General features: G+C 71.2%; 21 protein-coding genes. 16 read left to right on the top strand and 5 right to left on the bottom strand.

All coding sequences use genetic code 11. The annotated features are described in order from the left end of the window. The first annotated feature begins 63 nt into the window (after nucleotides 1–63). The 13 genes from EJG53_RS28430 (at nucleotide 64) to EJG53_RS28370 (ending at nucleotide 12144) form a co-directional block, all read left to right on the top strand. On the top strand, nucleotides 64–543 hold the full coding sequence (locus EJG53_RS28430; protein ID WP_125047260.1) for a phage tail tube protein: 480 nt from the start codon (nucleotides 64–66) through the stop codon (nucleotides 541–543). After that, the gene (locus EJG53_RS28425) at nucleotides 543–1061 is read left to right on the top strand and encodes a hypothetical protein (protein ID WP_031186462.1); all 519 of its coding nucleotides are present in this window, start codon (nucleotides 543–545) and stop codon (nucleotides 1059–1061) included. The genes EJG53_RS28430 and EJG53_RS28425 overlap by 1 nt, the downstream gene beginning before the upstream one ends. Before the next feature lie 38 nt (nucleotides 1062–1099). Beyond that, complete coding sequence (locus tag EJG53_RS28420) at nucleotides 1100–1366, top strand: hypothetical protein (RefSeq protein ID WP_244955376.1); 267 nt, start codon at nucleotides 1100–1102, stop codon at nucleotides 1364–1366. Between the two features lie 6 nt (nucleotides 1367–1372). Continuing rightward, a complete protein-coding gene (locus EJG53_RS28415; RefSeq protein ID WP_125047259.1) occupies nucleotides 1373–6289 on the top strand; it encodes a phage tail tape measure protein in 4917 nt (1638 codons plus the stop codon). A gap of 10 nt (nucleotides 6290–6299) precedes the next feature. Next, on the top strand, nucleotides 6300–7169 hold the full coding sequence (locus EJG53_RS28410; protein ID WP_125047258.1) for a phage tail family protein: 870 nt from the start codon (nucleotides 6300–6302) through the stop codon (nucleotides 7167–7169). 9 nt (nucleotides 7170–7178) lie between these two features. Next, entirely contained in the window at nucleotides 7179–8195 is a 1017-nt protein-coding gene (locus EJG53_RS28405) for a hypothetical protein (RefSeq protein WP_125047257.1), read from the top strand. After that, complete coding sequence (locus tag EJG53_RS28400) at nucleotides 8192–9319, top strand: hypothetical protein (protein ID WP_125047256.1); 1128 nt, start codon at nucleotides 8192–8194, stop codon at nucleotides 9317–9319. Before EJG53_RS28405 ends, EJG53_RS28400 begins: the two co-directional genes overlap by 4 nt. Continuing rightward, nucleotides 9319–10083 (top strand): hypothetical protein, encoded by a 765-nt coding sequence (locus EJG53_RS28395; RefSeq protein WP_125047255.1) that lies wholly within the window; start codon nucleotides 9319–9321, stop codon nucleotides 10081–10083. Before EJG53_RS28400 ends, EJG53_RS28395 begins: the two co-directional genes overlap by 1 nt. Before the next feature lie 10 nt (nucleotides 10084–10093). After that, on the top strand, nucleotides 10094–10237 hold the full coding sequence (locus EJG53_RS40745; RefSeq protein WP_154806407.1) for a hypothetical protein: 144 nt from the start codon (nucleotides 10094–10096) through the stop codon (nucleotides 10235–10237). A 61-nt stretch (nucleotides 10238–10298) separates the two neighbouring features. Further along, nucleotides 10299–11189: a CHAP domain-containing protein gene (locus EJG53_RS42825; protein WP_244955375.1), complete on the top strand. Its 891-nt coding sequence runs from the start codon at nucleotides 10299–10301 to the stop codon at nucleotides 11187–11189. After that, nucleotides 11186–11530, top strand: coding sequence for a hypothetical protein (locus EJG53_RS28380; RefSeq protein ID WP_244955374.1), 345 nt, complete (start codon nucleotides 11186–11188; stop codon nucleotides 11528–11530). Before EJG53_RS42825 ends, EJG53_RS28380 begins: the two co-directional genes overlap by 4 nt. Before the next feature lie 52 nt (nucleotides 11531–11582). Continuing rightward, nucleotides 11583–11834 carry a hypothetical protein gene (locus EJG53_RS28375; protein ID WP_125047254.1) on the top strand — a complete coding sequence of 84 codons (252 nt, stop codon included), beginning with the start codon at nucleotides 11583–11585 and terminating at the stop codon, nucleotides 11832–11834. A gap of 13 nt (nucleotides 11835–11847) precedes the next feature. Beyond that, entirely contained in the window at nucleotides 11848–12144 is a 297-nt protein-coding gene (locus EJG53_RS28370; protein WP_125047253.1) for a hypothetical protein, read from the top strand. Nucleotides 12145–12903: 759 nt separating this feature from the next. On the opposite strand, the gene EJG53_RS28360 is transcribed toward EJG53_RS28370, so the two are convergent. Continuing rightward, nucleotides 12904–13353, bottom strand: coding sequence for a hypothetical protein (locus tag EJG53_RS28360; protein ID WP_125047251.1), 450 nt, complete (start codon nucleotides 13351–13353; stop codon nucleotides 12904–12906). A 189-nt stretch (nucleotides 13354–13542) separates the two neighbouring features. Between EJG53_RS28360 and EJG53_RS28355 the strand changes: the two genes are divergently transcribed. Further along, nucleotides 13543–14046, top strand: coding sequence for a macro domain-containing protein (locus EJG53_RS28355; RefSeq protein ID WP_244955373.1), 504 nt, complete (start codon nucleotides 13543–13545; stop codon nucleotides 14044–14046). On the opposite strand, the gene EJG53_RS28350 is transcribed toward EJG53_RS28355, so the two are convergent. The 4 genes from EJG53_RS28350 to EJG53_RS41230 all read right to left on the bottom strand — a co-directional run bounded on the left by EJG53_RS28350 (nucleotide 14043) and on the right by EJG53_RS41230 (nucleotide 15009). After that, nucleotides 14043–14222, bottom strand: a complete 180-nt coding sequence (locus EJG53_RS28350) for a hypothetical protein (RefSeq protein ID WP_125047250.1) — start codon at nucleotides 14220–14222, stop codon at nucleotides 14043–14045. The genes EJG53_RS28355 and EJG53_RS28350 overlap by 4 nt on opposite strands. Nucleotides 14223–14365: 143 nt before the next feature. Next, nucleotides 14366–14590, bottom strand: coding sequence for a hypothetical protein (locus tag EJG53_RS28345; protein WP_125047249.1), 225 nt, complete (start codon nucleotides 14588–14590; stop codon nucleotides 14366–14368). A gap of 41 nt (nucleotides 14591–14631) precedes the next feature. Then, on the bottom strand, nucleotides 14632–14850 hold the full coding sequence (locus EJG53_RS28340; RefSeq protein WP_125047248.1) for a hypothetical protein: 219 nt from the start codon (nucleotides 14848–14850) through the stop codon (nucleotides 14632–14634). 9 nt (nucleotides 14851–14859) lie between these two features. Further along, nucleotides 14860–15009: a hypothetical protein gene (locus tag EJG53_RS41230; protein ID WP_167515179.1), complete on the bottom strand. Its 150-nt coding sequence runs from the start codon at nucleotides 15007–15009 to the stop codon at nucleotides 14860–14862. A gap of 64 nt (nucleotides 15010–15073) precedes the next feature. Between EJG53_RS41230 and EJG53_RS28335 the strand changes: the two genes are divergently transcribed. Next, the gene (locus EJG53_RS28335) at nucleotides 15074–15709 is read left to right on the top strand and encodes an HAD family hydrolase (protein ID WP_125047247.1); all 636 of its coding nucleotides are present in this window, start codon (nucleotides 15074–15076) and stop codon (nucleotides 15707–15709) included. Nucleotides 15710–15818: 109 nt separating this feature from the next. After that, nucleotides 15819–17003, top strand: coding sequence for a helix-turn-helix domain-containing protein (locus tag EJG53_RS28330; RefSeq protein ID WP_125047246.1), 1185 nt, complete (start codon nucleotides 15819–15821; stop codon nucleotides 17001–17003). Nucleotides 17004–17079 lie beyond the last annotated feature (76 nt).

The raw sequence follows: 17079 nt of genomic DNA, 5'->3' as shown, positions 1-17079 counted from the left end.
CTCTCCCCCGCCCCAGCTCGCCCGCCCCTCACCGGGGCTTTTTTCATGCCCTGAGGAGGGCCCATGTCCGATCTCATCTCCGACGGCAAGACGAAGGTGGTCTGGGTCGCGTCGCTGTCCAGCCAGTCCTCGCCGCCGGCCGCCGAGCTGAATGCCGGGGCCGATGTGACGCCGCGCGTCACCCCGGACGGCCTGAAAGTCGACCCCGACACCGCCAGCGTCGACACGAACAGCCTCGCGAGCCGCTTCGACACGGCCGAGCCGGGCCGCGTGAAAGTCGACATCGAGGTCACGTGCAAAAGAGGCACCACCCCGCAGGAAGACCTGCCCTGGCGCACCTTCACCTACGGCACCCACGGCTGCCTGGCCGTCCGCCGCGGCGTCGATTATGAGGTGCCCTTCGCCGCCGGCCAGGAGGTCGAGGTCTACCCGGTCGCCTGCGGTGAACCCGCGTCGGCGCCGCCCGCCGCCAACGAGGTCTCGAAGTTCACGTCGAAGATGATGTTGACGCAGGCGCCGCAGACCCGGGCGGTGGTGGCCTGATGCCCGACATCAGCGAGATCATCAAGCGGGCCCGGCCGCGCGAGACCACGGTCACCCTCTACCTGGCCGGTGACGAGGCGGCCGAGGTCGAGCGCCTGGAGAAGGAGCTGGCCGGCCTGTCGGACACCTGGCAGCCGGACAGCCTGGGAGCGAAGAGCCCCGGGGAGAAGCTGGCCAAGCAGATCGCCGCGACCCGTGAGCGGCTGAAGAAGTCCGCGGTCGAATTCCGGCTGCGGGCGCTCGGCCGGCTCGCCTGGTCCGACCTGGTGGCCGCGCACCCGTCGAAGGACAAGGCGCAGGCGTGGGATCCGGAAACGTTCCCGCAGGCGCTGCTCGCGGCGTGCTGCGTCGAGCCGGCCATGGCGCCGGAGCAGGTCGCTGAGCTGTTCGAGGTCCTCAACGAGGGCCAGCGGATCGAGCTGTGCCAGGCGGCGTACGACGTGAATGCGGAGGCGACGAGCGTCCCTTTCTCTGTCAGCGCCTCCTCGATCCTGGCCTCCCTCACCGCCGGGAAGTAGAGACCGCGCGGGCCTGGGGCGTCCCGCGGAGCATCTTCATGGGCCGCCCCATGCCGCAGCCCGGGGAGCCGCTGTGGACGGAGGAGGACCGGGCCTGGGCACTGGCGCTGGCCCAGGTGGAGGCGGACCGGTGCCCGGACTGCGGCCAGCCCTGGTCCGAGGCCGCCGCGGAGGCGGCTGAGTTCTCGTACGACGCAGAGCTGCTGCGCTGTCACGCCTGCGCCACCGGTGCCCGTGCGGCGCACCGGTATCAGGAGTCGGGGGGTGATCCCCGCGGCCTTCACGTCTCGATCCTGAAGAGGTGATGCGCCGTGGCCGATCGCACCGTTCGCGTTGTCCTGACCGGCACCGTCACGCCGTACCAGGCCGCGATGCGGCAGGCCGCCCGCGTCACCCAGCAGACGGCCGGACAGATCGCCGCGAGCGCCCGCGCCGGCACCCAGCGGGCCCAGGCGTCGCTGACGTCGATGGCCCGCGCGGCCCAGGTGCAGTCCGGCCGGGCCAGCGCTGCGGTCGACCGCATGGCCCAGCGTGCCTCCGCGTCGATGTCCCGGATGGCGGGCCGGGGTGTGGCGGCGTTCTCGCCGATCAGCGCGGCCTCCAGCCGGGCCGCGGCGCAGGTGTCGGCCCGCTGGCAGGCGGCCACGCAGACGGTGCAGTCCCGCATCGCCCGTACGGCAGCCGCCGCCCGCACGGGCGGGGCGCTGATGGGCGCGGGCCTGGCGTCCGGCGCCGACCGGGTCGCGCTGCGCTGGAACGCGGCGCTCACCGCGACGCAGGCGCGGTTCCCCCGGCTGGCGGCCCTGGCCACGGCCGCGGGGTCACGGGCGGCGGCTGGCCTGTCGGCCGGAGCGGGCGCGGTGGCGTCGCGGTGGTCCGCCGCGTCGTCGGCGGTGGCCGCGCGCTGGCAGGCCGCGATGGCGGCGGTCGGCCGGGGCGCGGCGGCCGTCCAGGGCGCGGCCGGGGCGGGTGCGGCGGCGGTGTCGGCGCGCTGGTCGGCGGCGGCCGGGGCCGTGGCAGCCCGCTGGCGGGCGACGTCGGCGGCGGTCACCGGGTCGATGGCGGCTGCGCGTGCGGCTGCCGGATCTGCGGCGGGCTGGGTGGCGGCCCGCTGGTCGGCGGCTGCCGCGGCGACCGGCCGGGCGCTCGGGTCGATGCATCTGGCGGCCGTCGCGGCGGGCGCCGGCATCATGGGCGTCGCCACCAACGGCACGAGGGCGCTCAAGGCGGTCCGGGTCGCGAGTCTCGGCCTGGTCGGCGCGTTCGTCGCCGCCGCGCTGGCCGCCGCGAACTTCGAGAAGGGCATGAGCGAGGTCCGGGCCGTCACGGACGGCTCGGCGGCCGAGATGCGGCAGCTTTCGCAGGCCGCACTGGACGCGGGCAACGCCACCAAGTACTCCGCCAGCCAGGCCGCGAACGCCGAGGCCGAACTCGCGAGGGCAGGCGTGTCGACGGCCGACATCATCGGCGGCGCCCTGAAGGGGTCCCTGGACTTGGCGGCGTCCGGGCAGCTGGAGCTGGGCGAGTCAGCGATCATCAGCGCCCAGGCCATGAACGCCTTCGGGCTGGAGGGGAAGGACGTCGCGCACATTGCCGACGTCATCTCGGCCGGCGCGGGCAAGAGCGCCACGAACGTGCACGACATGGGCATGGCCTTCCGGCAGTCCGCCCTGCTCGCCAACCAGACCGGCTTGTCGCTGGAAGACACGGTCGGCACGCTGGCGATGTTTGCCCAGAACGCGCTGACCGGCAGCGACGCGGGCACGTCGTTGAAGACGATGCTGCAGCGCCTCACTCCGCAGTCCAACGAGGCCCAGGCCGCGATGGACGCGGTCGGGTTCTCGGCGTACGACTCGCAGGGGAACTTCGTCGGCCTGAGCGAGATGGCGCAGCGGCTGCACGACTCTTTCGGCCAACTGACGCCAGAGGCGCGGAACTCTGCCTTTGCGACGATCTTCGGCAGCGACGCGGTACGCGCGGCCACGATCCTCTACCAGGCTGGCGCGATCGGCGTCGACACTTGGCGCAAGGCCGTCAGCGACTCGGGGTACGCGACGCGCGTCGCGGCCACGATGACCGACAACCTCGCCGGCGACTACGAGCGTCTGAAGTCGGCGCTGGAGACGGGCCTCATCTCCTCCGGGTCCGCAGCCAACGGCGTGCTCCGCGGCATGGCGCAGGCCCTGACCAGCGCCGTGAACTGGTACAACCAGCTTTCGCCGTCCGCCCAGCGCAGTGTGACGGCCGTCGTCGGCATCGTGGGCGCGGTCGGTCTGGCCGGGTCGGCGCTGCTGCTGATGCTGCCGCGCATCATGGCCGTACGCCGGGAGCTGGTGGCCATGGGGCTGACGGCGGCACGCGCGCGAGCCGCGATGATGATGCTCGGCAAGGTCGGTCTCGTCGTCGGTGCTCTGGCTGCGGTGAAGTTCGGCGTCGACGCCCTCGGCCGGAAGCTCCTGGAGGCCCCGCCCAACGTCACCAAGTTGACGAACAGCCTGGTAGACCTGGCTGTGCGGGGAAAAGCGGCGGGCGAGGTCAGCAAGGCGTTCGGTAAGGATCTCGACGGCTTCGGGGACGCGGTGAAACGCATCACCGATCCTGAAGGGCTGACGGCGTTCACGGACGCACTGGGCAAGGTGCCGCTGATCGGCGGTGAGGCTGGCGGCCTGACGGAGGCCAAGGACAAGGTCAAGGCCCTCGACGACGCCCTGACGCAGCTGGTGCAGTCCGGCAGTCAGGATGTGGCGCAGAAGGCGTTCGCCCGGCTGGCCGCGGAGGCCGAGAAGCAAGGCGTGTCCACCGCCAAGGTCAAGGAACTGTTGCCGCAGTACGCCGATGCGCTGACGGGTGTGGATACGCAGTCCAAGCTGTCGGCTCAGGGGCAGAAGCAGCTGGGCGACGCCGCCGCGATGACCAAGGACGAGTTCGAGGATCAGCGGTCCGAGGCTGAGAAGTTGACCGACGCGCTGAACGCCCTGAACGGCGTGAACATCTCGGCGGGCCAGGACGAGATCGCGTTCCAGGCGTCACTGCATTCGCTGACGGAAGCGGTCAAGGACAACGGCCACTCGTTGGACGTGACCAGCGAGAAGGGGCGCGCGGTCAAGAGCGCGTTCCTGGACGCGGCCAAAGCGGCGATGACGCACGCCCAGTCGGTGGCCGAGCAGAAGGGCTCGGTGGCCGCGGGCAACGCGGTGCTCGAACAGAACATCGCCGCGTTGAAGCGCACGATGCGGGCGGCCGGGTTCACCGAGCCGCAGATCCGGCAGCTCACGGCGGCCTACGCGCAGCTGCCGTCGTCGAAGACGACCGACATCAAGGCGAACACGACGAAGGCGATCCAGGACCTGCAGCAGGTCCAGAACAAGGTCCGCAACACCAAGGGCAAAGAGATCCCGATGCGCGCGCTGACCGGCGCGGCCGAGGCAGCCCTCAAGAGGCTCGGGTTCAAGGTCACGCACATGAAGGACGGGTCGGTGCGTGTCTCCGTCCCGCCCGGTCCTCCGTCCGCGCAGGTCGCCCGCATTCAGAGCGTGATCAACGGTCTGCAGGGCCGCACTGTCACCGTCAGCATCTTCAAGACCACGTACGTCGATGAGGTCAAGCGGAACACCTACGGGCCGTACGCGGACGGCTACCGGTACGGGCGCGCCCGCGGCGGCCCGGTGCCCGGCTACGCGGGCGGCGGCGACGTGCAGGCGTTCCCGCAAGGCGGATACGTGCGAGGGCCGGGCACCAGCACGAGCGACAGCATCCTCGGCCTGTTCGCCGCCGGGCCCGCCATGGTCTCGGACACGGAGTACGTCGTCAGGGCGTCCGCGGTACGGCGGTACGGGCTGCCGCTGCTCGACGCGCTCAACACTGAGCGGCTGCCCAAGTTCGCGCAGGGCGGCGTGCCCGGCTTCGCGGGTGGCGGGTTCACGTACCAGCCGACCGGTGGCGTGGTCATGACCGGTGAGGGCGGCGACCCGAAGGCCCGCTACGACAAGGAACTCCAGGACTTGAAAGACGCCTGGAAGAACCTCACGGACGCGATGGCCGATGCACGAAAGAAGGCGGCCGACCTGAAAGCGGCCGAGCAGAACCTGGCCAAGGTGCGGCGCGGCAAGCACACGGCCAGGCAACTGGACGCGGCAGAGGAGAGGGTGGGAAAGGCCCGGTCGGCGAAGCGGTCGGCGGATGCCAAGGTCCGCCAGGAGCGCAAGGACGTCAACGCCGCCGACAAGGCGCTGGGCCTGCCGTCCGGAGCGAAGCCGCCGACGACGTTCAGCTTGAAGGCGTACCAGACCCAGCTGAACAAGTCGCTCGCGGCGACGAACTGGTGGCGGCGTCAGCTTGACGTGATCGCCAAGCGTGGCGGCCAGGACATCCGCGAACTGCTGGAGGGCATGGGCTCGGAGGGCTACGCCCTGGTGGAGCAGCTGGCGAAGGCGTCCGACAAGCAGTTCAAGGACATCGTCGGCAAGCTGCAGAAGGTCGGCGGCGTTGCCAAGGCGACCCTGGCCGATTTCACCAAGCAGCTCGACTCCAGCACCTCGAAGAGCCAGCAGTTCGCCAGTGACCTGCAGTCCCTCGCTGCGCGCGGGTTCGGTGATCTGGCGGCGCAGCTGGCGGCGCAGGGCGATGCCACGGCGATGGATCTGGCCCACCAGGCCGTCACCGGCAAGGCGTCGGACGTGGCCGCAGCGAACAAGGCCGTCGGGAAGAACGGCAAGGTGCTCACCGGCGAGGAACTGTCCGCGTCGCTGACCGTGCTGGCCGCGCTGCGCTCGAAAGCGGGCGCGGGCATCGCCGACGTCATCGGCGCTGGCGTGGATTTCAGCACGCTGAAGACGCTGGTGCCGAAGATGTTGAGCCAGATCAACAAGCTGCCCGACATCTACAAGTCGACGTTCCTGAAGCAGTGGGCGGGGCAGGGCGGGGTCACCGCGATGGCGCGCGGCGGCATCCTCACCCGGCCCACCGCCGTCCTCGCCGCCGAGGCCGGAAAGGTCGAGTCGTGGATCCCGGTCGACGGCTCGGCCCGCTCGCAGGGCCTGCTCACGCGGACGGCCGGGCTCATGGGCTACCAGCTGGTGCCCGCCGGCCGGTACGGGGCCGCCCGCGCCGAGCCGTCCACGGTGGTACGCGAGGTGGCCCGGCACACCACGGTCAACCTCAACGGCGCCAAACAGAGCACGGCCGCGCAGGCCGCCGACATCGCGAGGCATCTCGCCTTCGTGGGATAGGAGGTGCGCGGTGCCGTACGCCGCGGGCGACAGCCTCGGCGGGCTGCGGGCCGATCTCGGCCCGCTCCCGCTCGGGGCCGTGGACGGGTCCGGGGTCGCCTGGTCCCTGGGGAAGCTGGACGGGTGGGGGTCCGCGTCGGTGCGGGCGGAGTACCAGCCGCGCGAGGGTGACCACGGCGCGTGGGCATCGCCGGTCTACCTCGGGGAGCGGCCGATCACGCTGGCCGGCACCATCACCGCGCCGGACCTGGCCGCGCTGGACGACGCGATGGAGCGGCTGCGGTCCGCGGCCGCGCTGACCGACACCCCGCTGGTCGTCCACGAGAGCACCCCGAAACTGGTCACGGTCCGGCGTGCGGGTGAGCCGCTGCTGGAGTACGTGACGGACCGGATCGCGTCGTACTCGGTGCTGGTCACGGCGGCGGACCCGCGGCGGTACGCCACGGTTCTGCAGCAGGGCAGTACCGGTCTGCCGGTCACCACCGGCGGGCTGACGCCGCCGTACGCCGTGCCGTACACGCTGGCGGCGACGACCGTGGCCGGGCAGGTCGACGCCTACAACGAAGGGTCGTTCGACACCCGCCCGGCCTTGGTGATCACCGGCCCGGTGTCCCGGCCGACGGTGTTCGGGCAGATGCCGGACGGCAGCGTACGGATGCTCCTGTACGGCCTGGACCTCGCCGACGGCGACCAGCTGGTCATCGACACCGACGCCCACACCGCGATCCTCAACGGCAATGTGTCCCGGCGCCGTTACCTGACCACGCCGCAGGGCTGGCCCACCATCCCCGCTCAGGCGGCCGTCAGCTACCAGTTCAGGGCGGCCGCCTACTCCCCTACCGCTCTGCTGACCGTCCGATGGCGCTCGGCCTGGATGTAAGGAGGCCCCGTGCCGTTCGACCCGCTCGACATCAACACGATCACCTACGACGAAGGCGAACTGCGCCGCGCGGCGCTCCTCGGCGTGATGGCCAACGGTCAGGTCCTCGGGGGCCGCTCCGGTGTTCGGCCGGGCGACCCAGGCCTGACCACCACCCTGTCCGGCACGACCATCAACGTCAGCCCGGGGCCCGCGTGGGTGTGGCACCCCGGCCAGGGCACCTACCGGGCGGCGCTGCCCTCGGCCTGGTCCGGCACCCTGCAGGCCGCCCACGCCACCCTCTCCCGCATCGACCTGGTGTACCTGCGGGTGTGGGATACGACGGTGGACGGGTCCGGGCTGCGACAGGCCGATGTCGTCTACCTGCCCGGCACGCCCTCCTCGACGCCGGTGGCACCCGCCCCGGTCGGCACCGTCATCTACGTCGCCCTGGCCACGATCACCGTCCCACCGGTCGGCGGCGGCTCCCCCTCGGTGTCCCTGGCCGTCCGCCCGTACACCGTGGCGCCCGGCGGCATTCTGCCGGACGCCACCGCCTCTGGTCTGTACGTCGGCATGTTCCGCGACAACGGCACTGACCTGCAGCGCTGGAACGGCACCGGCTGGGACACCTACCAGAAGGTGCAGACGGTCGGCTGGACCGTCCCGACCCTGGGCTCCGGCTACACCCAGGGCGACCTGACCTCCAACGGGAACGCCAACGGGCCGATCCGCTACCGCCGGTACAACGACCGCGGTACCGACTACATGGAGTGGGACGGCGGCGCCAGCCGCGCGAACGGCGCGCAGACCACCAACATCCTCTCTACGGCGCTTCCCGGGGGAACGAACGGTTTCCGCCCGGCCGGCCGTGCTTCCTTCAGCGTCGCCCGCAATGCGACGAGCGCCGCGGGAGAAGCCGCAGCGATCAACAGCCTGAAAGTCGACTTCAACGCTGACGGCACGGTGTCCTTGGTGTCAGCCACCTCCGGGCCGACCGAGACGAACTGGTTCTCGCTGCGCGGCATCCGGTACGCCCTCGCATGAGCACGCAGACCGTGCTGCCCGCCGCTCCTCTCGGTCAGCCCGACCCGCAGGTGCCCGTCGCCCTGGCCTGGTACGGCTGCGATCTGCGCACCGGCGCCATCATCGAGGATCTGCGCACCCTCAAGCCGGGCGGTGCGCTCGGCCGCAAGCTGGGCGAGGCGACCACGCTCAGCGCCAGTCTCGGCCTGGCCGGGGCGCCGGCCGACTGGGAGGCCGCCACCGCGCCCGGCACCGCGCTGCTGGTCGCGGTCGACACGGCCACCGATACCCCGATCTGGCCGGGCATCGTCCTGACCCGCGACGGCGGCAGTGCCACCGACATCAGCCTGCAGTGCGCCACCCCCGAGCGCTACCTCGACGCGCGCTACACCGGCACCGTCACCGCCGTCCAGCAGGACCAGGCCACCGTCCTCACCAGCCTCCTCGCCACCGCGATGAGCGACGGCCCGCCGTTCGTCCTGGACGCGCCGCCGACCGGCCGGCCGCTGGACTACTCGGTGCTGGACGGCGACGACAAGACGATCCTGTCGGCCGTGCAGGAGATCATGGGCATGGACGGCGGGCCCGAGTGGACGATCGACGTCGCCTGGAATGACGCGCACAGCGGGTTCGTGCTGCCGATCCGCGTCCGGCCGGCCATCGGTGCACAGGCCGCGGCTCCGGAGGCGGTCTTCGACTTTCCGGGGTGCGTCAGCTCCTACACTCTCGCGGAATCGTACGAAGCCGGGAAGGGTGCCACGGTCGTGCAGGCGCGCGGTGAGGGCGAGTCCGCCGGGCGCCTGACCAGCCAGGTCTACACCGCCGACGCACTGATCGCGGGCGGCTGGCCGCGCTGGGTGCACCGCTTCACCCCCGCCTCCGGCATCACCGATCCCGTCCAGCTCAACGCCCACGCTGCCCGTGCTCTGGCGATGATGCAGACCGGCGCGAAGGTGTGGAGCGTCGAGGCCGTTGCCTCCGTCGCGCCGCGCATCGGCCGGGACTGGGGCCTGGGCGACACCGTCCGCATCGCCGTCGAGTCCTCACTACGGCACCCGCGCAGCGCCGAGACCGTGGCCCGCGCCTGGGCCTGGGAGCTGGACCCCGGCGCCGACCGAATCCGCCCCATCCTCGTGGAGGACTGATGCCCACCCCCGCCAGCCAGCTGCCGCCGGACGCGACCACCCTCGCCCGCCGCATCGCCGCCCTGGAACGCGAGGTCCGCGAACTGCGCGCGGCCCGGCGCCTGGAGGCCGCGACTGTCGGCGCCGGCGGTATGCGCGTCGTCAACGGCGGCCGCCTCGCCATGGACACCCCGCCCGGCGTCCGCGTCGTAGACGTCGGGGCCATCCACGACAGCCGGTTCGATCACCCCGACGGCACTCCTCAGCAGGCGATTTGGATGCGCCGTGAGGACGGAACCGACGTGTTCACGTGCTTCGCGGGCATCGAGGACGCGACGCAGGCGTGGGTCCTGTGGGACCGCCAGGACAATGCTGTGGTCGCCGACGACACCGTGTCCGGGACCGGCCTGGCGCGTCCCTACCTGCCGGTGCAGATGGCGCCCGCGTACCAGGGCGGCTGGGATTACTGGCCCCGCACGTCATCCACAGCCGCGCAGGAGCTGTGGATCGGCCGCATCTACAAGCAGCAGCCGAGGCTCGTCGTAGTCATCCGGGCCGCCATGGACACCTCGGGCGCAACCGGCGTCGTAGACCTGATCGTCGGCAACACCGTCGCCAACAGCTTCCCGGTCGCGTTCGCTGCGGACTGGTTCACCTTCGGCCCCGTCGACCTGACGTCGTACGCCCACATGCAGCAGGTCGACGTCCGCGTGCGCGGCCGCCGCGTCACCGGCACCGGCACCATCCGCGCCTCCCTGATCTCCGCCTACACCGTCCAGAGCTGAGGAGCAGCACATGAGCACACCCATCGAAGAGCGGCCGCCGGACACCCCGCAGCCCGAGGGGCCGCTCCTGCCGACACCGCCGCCGGGCCCCACGATGCCGGACCAGCCCCCGCCCGACCGGCCGGCCGACCCCGACGGCCCTCCGGCCACGTGACCCGCCCCACCAAGGCCCCGCACTGCGGGGCCTTGCCCGTGCCCGCAGAAAGGCAGCTCCTGTGTCCTACGCACGCCGCGTCATCGCCACCGCCCGCGCCGAAGTCGGCACCCACGAAGGGCGCTCCAGCGGGCGCTGGAACAACATCCAGAAGTACAGTCCGGCCGTGCCGGGACTGGAGTGGTCGCAGGGACAGGCGTGGTGCAGCACTTTCGTGTCCTGGGTGTTCCGCAAGGCCGGCTGCGCCCAGCTTGCCCCGGTCACCGCGTCCTGCGCGGTCGGCGTCGACTGGTTCCGTTCGCGCGGCCGGTTCACCGAATACCCCGTGATCGGCGGCCCCGTCTATTTCGGACCCGGCGGCGGCAGCCACGTGGGCATCTGCATCGCCTACACGGACTCCACGATCACCACCGTGGAAGGCAACACCAACATCAACGGGTCGGCCGAGGGCGACGGGGTGTACCTCAAGTCCCGCCCCCGCAAGTCGGACTACGTCTACGGCTACGGCATCCCGGACTACCCCGAGGGCGTCGTGCTGGCGGACCCGGCATGGCGCACCCGCCGCAACGTGACCTACTTCAGCCACCAAGCCTCGGCCGACGACCTACCCACCACCGCCCCAGGCGGCCAGACCCCGGAGGACAACGTGTCCCTCACCCCCCAGCAGGCCCAGCAGCTCGCCGAGCTGCACGACGTGCTCGTGCCCTACGCCGGCTGGCAGTACAAGGGCAAGGGCGAAGAGACCGACGCCTACGCCTACCTGCGCGGCACCAACGCCTCGGTGAAGGCGCTCACCACGCAGATCGCCGCACAGACCGCCGCGATCAGCAGGATCGCACAGCTCGTCGGCTCCGGCGTGAACACCCAGCAGGTCGTCGACGCCGTCGAGAAGGCCATCGCCGAAGCCGTCGTCAAGGTCGACGTCGACGTCACGGGCGTGGACAGCGCGTGACCATCCTCAACCTGACGCCGCACCCGATCCGCCTGTACGCGAACGAGCGCGAGGACGGCATCGATGACCTCGAGCCGCACCTGCGTGAGGTGATCGAGCCTGAGCCCGTGCCTGCCAGGCTCGCCACCATCGAACTCGGCGGCGGCATCACCTTCGAGATGGTCGAGTTCGGATACGCCGAGAACCTCCCGCCCAAGCGAGACGGCTACCAGTACATCGTCTCTCTTGTCGTGGCCCTGGCCCTCGCCGACCGGCGTAGCGACCTGATCGTGCCGTACCGAGAGGTGCGCAACTCCAGCGGAACCGTCATCGGCTGCCGCTCGTTCGCGCAACCTGTCTGACGCCTTCACGGGGCACCCCGAACTTGCACCCACCAGCAGAAACGGACTCGCTATGACCAATGTGACCACGATCAGCAAGACGGCGCAGACCTACGCCAGAGACCTCGCCGAGCGCGTCGTCTGGACGTTCCTCGTCGCCGCCGGGGGCGTCGCCCTCGCGGCCGGCCCCGGCGACATGTTCGACGTGTCGTTCTGGCAGGCCGTCGGCGCCGCCGGCATCGCTGCGGTCGGCTCCCTCGTCAAGGGCTTCCTGGCGCGCGTCATCGGCGACAAGAACAGCGCCTCGACCGCCAGGGGCGTCTAACCGAGGGGCGACCGTGTCCGACGAGCCGACCCTCGGTGAGGTGGCCCGCAGAGTCGATGAGCGGTTCGCGGACGTTCGCGACGACATCCAGCAGCTCGGCCGGCGCATCGACAGCAAGGTCAGCCAGGATGTGTATGACCTGCGCCATGAGGCGCTGGCCGCGCAGGTGACGACGCTGCAGACGCTACGGGAGAAGGACGCCGAGAAGCTGGTGGCCACGCGTCGTTGGCTGATCGGCGCGGTCGTGGTCCCGCTGGTCGGCATCCTGCTGCCCGTCATCATCCTGCTCGTACAGGGGGCCGGGTCATGACGCGGTCACAGCTGCGAGCAGAAGAGAGGCGGTGGCGCCGCGGGGATGCCGCCGCGGTGGCGGGCGCCCTGGTGCTGGGCGCGGTGATGGCGTGGATTGTGCTTACCGTGCAGCATCTCGGCGGCCAGCTGCAAGACGCCAACTCGGCGCGCGACCTGCTGGCCCGGCAGGTACAGACCCTTGGTGGGAAACCGGTCGCGGGCCCGCCCGGCAGCCGCGGCGATCCCGGCCGGACCGTACGCGGCCCGGCCGGGCCCCGAGGCGCTACCGGCCCGGCCGGCCCCGAAGGCTCGGCCGGTCCCGCAGGCCAGTCCGGGGCGAAGGGCCCCGCCGGAGCGGCTGGTGCCGCGGGGAAGGACGGCGCCTCGGGATCCGATGGCGCCGCCGGAGCGGACGGTGCGGCGGGCAAGGACGGAACAGCTGGCCAGCCTGGCCCTCAGGGGCCGCAGGGCGAGCCTGGCCCGGCAGGACCGGCAGGACCGGCAGGTAAGGACGGGGCCAACGGAACGGACGGTGCGCCCGGTCGCGACGGCCAGACCTGCCCCGTCGGCTACTCCCTCCAAGCCCCGCCGGGAGACCCGGACGCGCTGGTGTGCCGCCGCGACGGGGCCCCTGCCCCGCAGCCGCCTCGGACCGCCGCGCCACCGGCGCTCGCTCCCGAGCGGAAGAGGAGATGACGGCGTCCCGCCCGCGCTTCGGCAGGAGCAGAGCGTTACGTGGTGCTCCATCGGTGCCAACGACAACAATCGCCGGAAAGGTCTACCTCGTCTCAGCAGCCCGGCGAAAAGGGTTGCTTGATGCCAGGGGATAGGGACCGCGCCCCATCATCCACGACAGCATCGGATCATTGTCGATCCTCTCGTTTGTTCGCCTCTTGCCTTCTTCGACGACATCGCCCCACTTACCTGTGGCGATTGTCACGCGGTAGGGAAGCCCGAGGACCACGTCCTCGTCCACTGTCAGGTGGAGGACGGCGCGCGATTCCCGTGTCCGACACTCGACGCCCTTGGCCTGATGGTTGTAAAGAGTCATGAGTACCGCGCGCCCTTCCTCCGCGATGGCGCGTGCGGCACGTTGAGCTACGGCGACTTCGCTCTTCGTTGCGGTACCGCCGAGAGATTTGGCCAGCGACTCCCGAATATTCACGGTGGGGTGCTGGTCCAGCGCCGCCAGCAGCGTCTGCCGACAAGTACTGATCATGGAACTCATACGGTGAGTGTGACGGTAGATTCTCCCAGGCTGATGAAGGATCGCGCCTCTCCCTGGGATCACCACCCCACCGGGTGACGCCACCGCCGCCTATCGAGACGCTCGACGCGCTCGCATGACCGCGCCCCGCCCCTGCTCCGGCAGGTGGCGGGGCCTTTCGGCATACCTGCGCGTGGCTACCATCAAGTTGTGACCCCCTCGATCTGCTACGCGGTAGGCGACGCCACCGCTCCGTCCGCCACGGGCCCGCGCATCATCGCCCACGTCTGCAACGACGTCGGCGGGTGGGGGCGCGGCTTCGTGACCGCCCTTTCGCGCCGCGGTCCCGAACCGGAGGCCGCGTACCGGCGCTGGTACCGCGAACGCGAGCAGAACGACTTCGGGCTCGGCGCCGTGCAGCTCGTGCCGGTCCACACGAACCTGTGGGTCGCCAACATGGTCGGCCAGCACGGTATCCGCCGGGCAGGCGGACAACCGCCCGTGCGGTACGAGGCCATCGAGGAAGCGCTCGGCAGACTGGCCGGCCACGCGCTCGACCTCGGTGCGGCCGTGCACATGCCGCGGATCGGCGCCGGTCTGGCGGGCGGCGACTGGACGCAAATCGAACCGCTGATCGAGAAGCAGCTCTGCGCCCGCGGTGTGAACGTCACGGTGTACGACCCGCCCGGCAGGCAAGGGAACGTTATGCGCTAGTCCTTGTTCAGGAGGGCGGCCAGTCGCCGGAGCGCGTGCAGGGCCTCGGCGTTCCTTGCCGTGTCGTCGAGGCAGCACCAAACGGCGAGAGCTTCTTGGTGGGTCAGGTACAGGGTGTAGACGCCTTCATCTTCGGCGATCTCGGCGGCAGCCTCGGGGACTGATCTCCTCTTCACCGGAGCGTCGTCCCCCTGCCCTTGTGAACGTGCTGCCCGAAGCATTGCTCACCGAGAAACTTTTCGTGGGTGGTGGGGTCACTCATGACCTGGGCAACGATGATGGTCCGGCCGTGATGCCCCCTGTCACCCGCACGTCGTAGTCACGCGCTGCTGAGGCTCGGCCCGCCGTAGTCGTGCGGCACCCCGCCGCGCCATTCGACCCACGTCGGGTCATCGAGCAGGGCCTCAGAGTCGGGGAGCCCCGCCCGTCGAAGGAATTCGATCACGTCGGCATCGGAGTGCGCGAGACCGAGAATCTCCCCGTCCACGCGCACTCGTCGGCCGCCCGTGGGGCTGGGTTCCTGGATCACGATGCGCGCGGCCATAACTCCAGGCTGCGTCGGGGCGGGCGGCGGCGCATCTGGAACTACGGCGACTCGGGACCTTGGGAGTCGGGCTCCGGGTGCCGTACCGCCTTCTTCAGGGCCTTCTCGACCTCGTGCCGGCTCTGGCCGGTCGCTTCGGCGTGCGCGGTGATGGCGGCCTGGACGGCCTCGGCGGTATCCGTGGTGAGCGCGCCGGCCTGGATCTCGGCCCAGGCCGCGGTCTCCAGCTTGATCAAGTCGTTCGACAGTTCGATAGCCACTGGCTGATTTTACGCGGCCGTGACCAAATCCCGACGCGCCGCCGCAGCCCACTCGCCGAGGAGCCGCTCGTACTGCTCCTGCTCCTCCGGCCATAGCGGGCGGCCGGCGCGGTCGGTCATGAAGGCGCGGATCGTGTCGTTCGCCTCGGCGGTCGTCATGAGGCGGATCCTAGAGGCGGGCACTGACAATCTCACCCGGATTCCGGCCCCGTAGGCTGGCCGCATGATCGAAGCGGCGGTATTCGACATCGGCGAAACCCTGACCAGCGACGAGCGGTACTGGCGCGACTGGGCCGACTGGCTCGCCGTACCCCGGCACACCTTGTCTGCCCTGGTCGGTGCTGTCGTCGCCCAAGGACGGGACAACGCCGACGCTGTCCGGCTCCTCAAGCCGGGCGTCGACATCGCCGCCGAGTACCGGGCACGCGAGGCGGCTGGCCGCGGCGAACATCTCGACGAGAGCGACCTGTACCCCGACGTCCGGCCCGCCCTCCAGGCCCTCCGGCACGCCGGGCTGCGCGTCCTGATCGCAGGCAATCAGACCGTCCGCGCCGGCACGCTGCTGCGGGGCCTGGGCCTGCCAGCCGACGCCATCGCCACGTCCGGCGAGTGGGGCGTCGCCAAACCGGCCCCCGAGTTCTTCGACAACGTCGTGGAGCTCGCGGGCGCGGCGCCGGAGCGCGTCGTCTATGTCGGCGACCACCCCGCCAACGACATCGCCCCCGCCCGCGCGGCAGGCCTGCGCACCGCCCACATCCGTCGGGGAGCCCTCGGCCACCTGTGGGCTGGCACCCCCGACGCCGAGGCCGCCGACTGGCGCATCGACTCCCTGCACGACCTGCTGCCGCTCATCCGCTGAACAGCCCCAACACCACGGCCCCGCCCGCGCATTGCGGACGGGGCCGTTCACGTACCCGCACGTCGCCGCGCGGGTACGGTTCGGAGTGGACGCCCCGAACGGAGCCAGTATGCCCGCCATCGTGTACCACCGGGTAGGCGCACGCGTCGCCTACCAGCGCCGCCTCGCGAGCCTCACCCAAGCCGAACTCGCCTCTGCCGCCGCCATCGCCCTCGGCACCCTTCGGAAGATCGAACGCGACGAGCGTGGCGCCTCCGACGCGGTCCTGGACGCCATCGCCGACGCCCTCGGCATCGACCCCTCCGAACTGCTGCCCGGCACAGGGAGGCCAGACGACCGCGTCCACCAGGCCATGCCTGCCCTGTCCGAGGTCATCGCTACCTACGACATGCCGGACGACGGCCCGGTGCGCCCGCTGCGCCAACTGCGAGATGCCGTTGACGAGGCGGTCCGCTGGCGGCTCGCTGCCCAGTACGTGCGCATCACCCGCCACGTACCTGCCCTGCTCGCCGAACTATCCCGCGCCCTGCACACCGCGCCGCCGGCCGACCGGGCCGCTGTGGCCGCGCTGCTGGTCTCCGCCTACCGTGCCGCCGACGCCGTCGCCTACAAGTACGGCGCCCGCGACCTGTCCGCCCGTCTCATCGACCTCATGCGCTGGACCGCCCCGCACGCCGAGGACCCGCTGCTTGACGCCGCCGTCGCCTACGTCCGCACCGAAACCTTCTTCGCGGCCCGCGCCCACGAAGCAGGGCTCCGCGCCCTCGAACAGGCCGCCGACGCGGCCCTCCGCCGCAACGACACCGCCACACTCGCTGCCCGCGGCGCCCTGCACATGCGAGCTGCCGTCATCGCTGGCCGCGCCGGGCAGGCCGCCACCGCCGAGACTCACCTCGACGAGGCGCGCGCTCTCGGCGACCGCGTCCCCGAAGCCACCTACGGTGGCACCGCGTTCGGCCCGGACAGCGTCCGCATCCACGAGGTGTCCCTGGCTGTGAGCCTCGGTGACGCACACGCCGGCCGCGCCCTGAGCCTGGCCCGCGAATGGCAGCCGCCCGTGGACTTGCCCGCCGAACGGCGTTCGGGCTTCTACATCGAACTCGCCCGCGCCCAGCTGTGGGCAGGGCAGGCAGATCACGCCTTCGAGTCTTTGAAGGTCGCCCGCCGCATCGCTCCCCAGCACACCCGCGAGCACCGCTGGGTGCGGGAGGACACCGCGACACTGCGCCGACTCAAGCGAGCGGACGCGGAGAGCCTGAACAACTTCGCCGCCTGGTGCCGCGCCGGCGAGTGACCCCGCTACCCCTCGCAGGGGTACTTGTGGCCCTTGCGGTGGATCACCATCTTCCTGACCCCGCACTCCAGGGAGA

This window comes from Streptomyces chrestomyceticus JCM 4735 (assembly GCF_003865135.1).
Taxonomy (GTDB): domain Bacteria; phylum Actinomycetota; class Actinomycetes; order Streptomycetales; family Streptomycetaceae; genus Streptomyces; species Streptomyces chrestomyceticus.
This window is presented reverse-complemented; position numbering and strand designations above follow the sequence as displayed.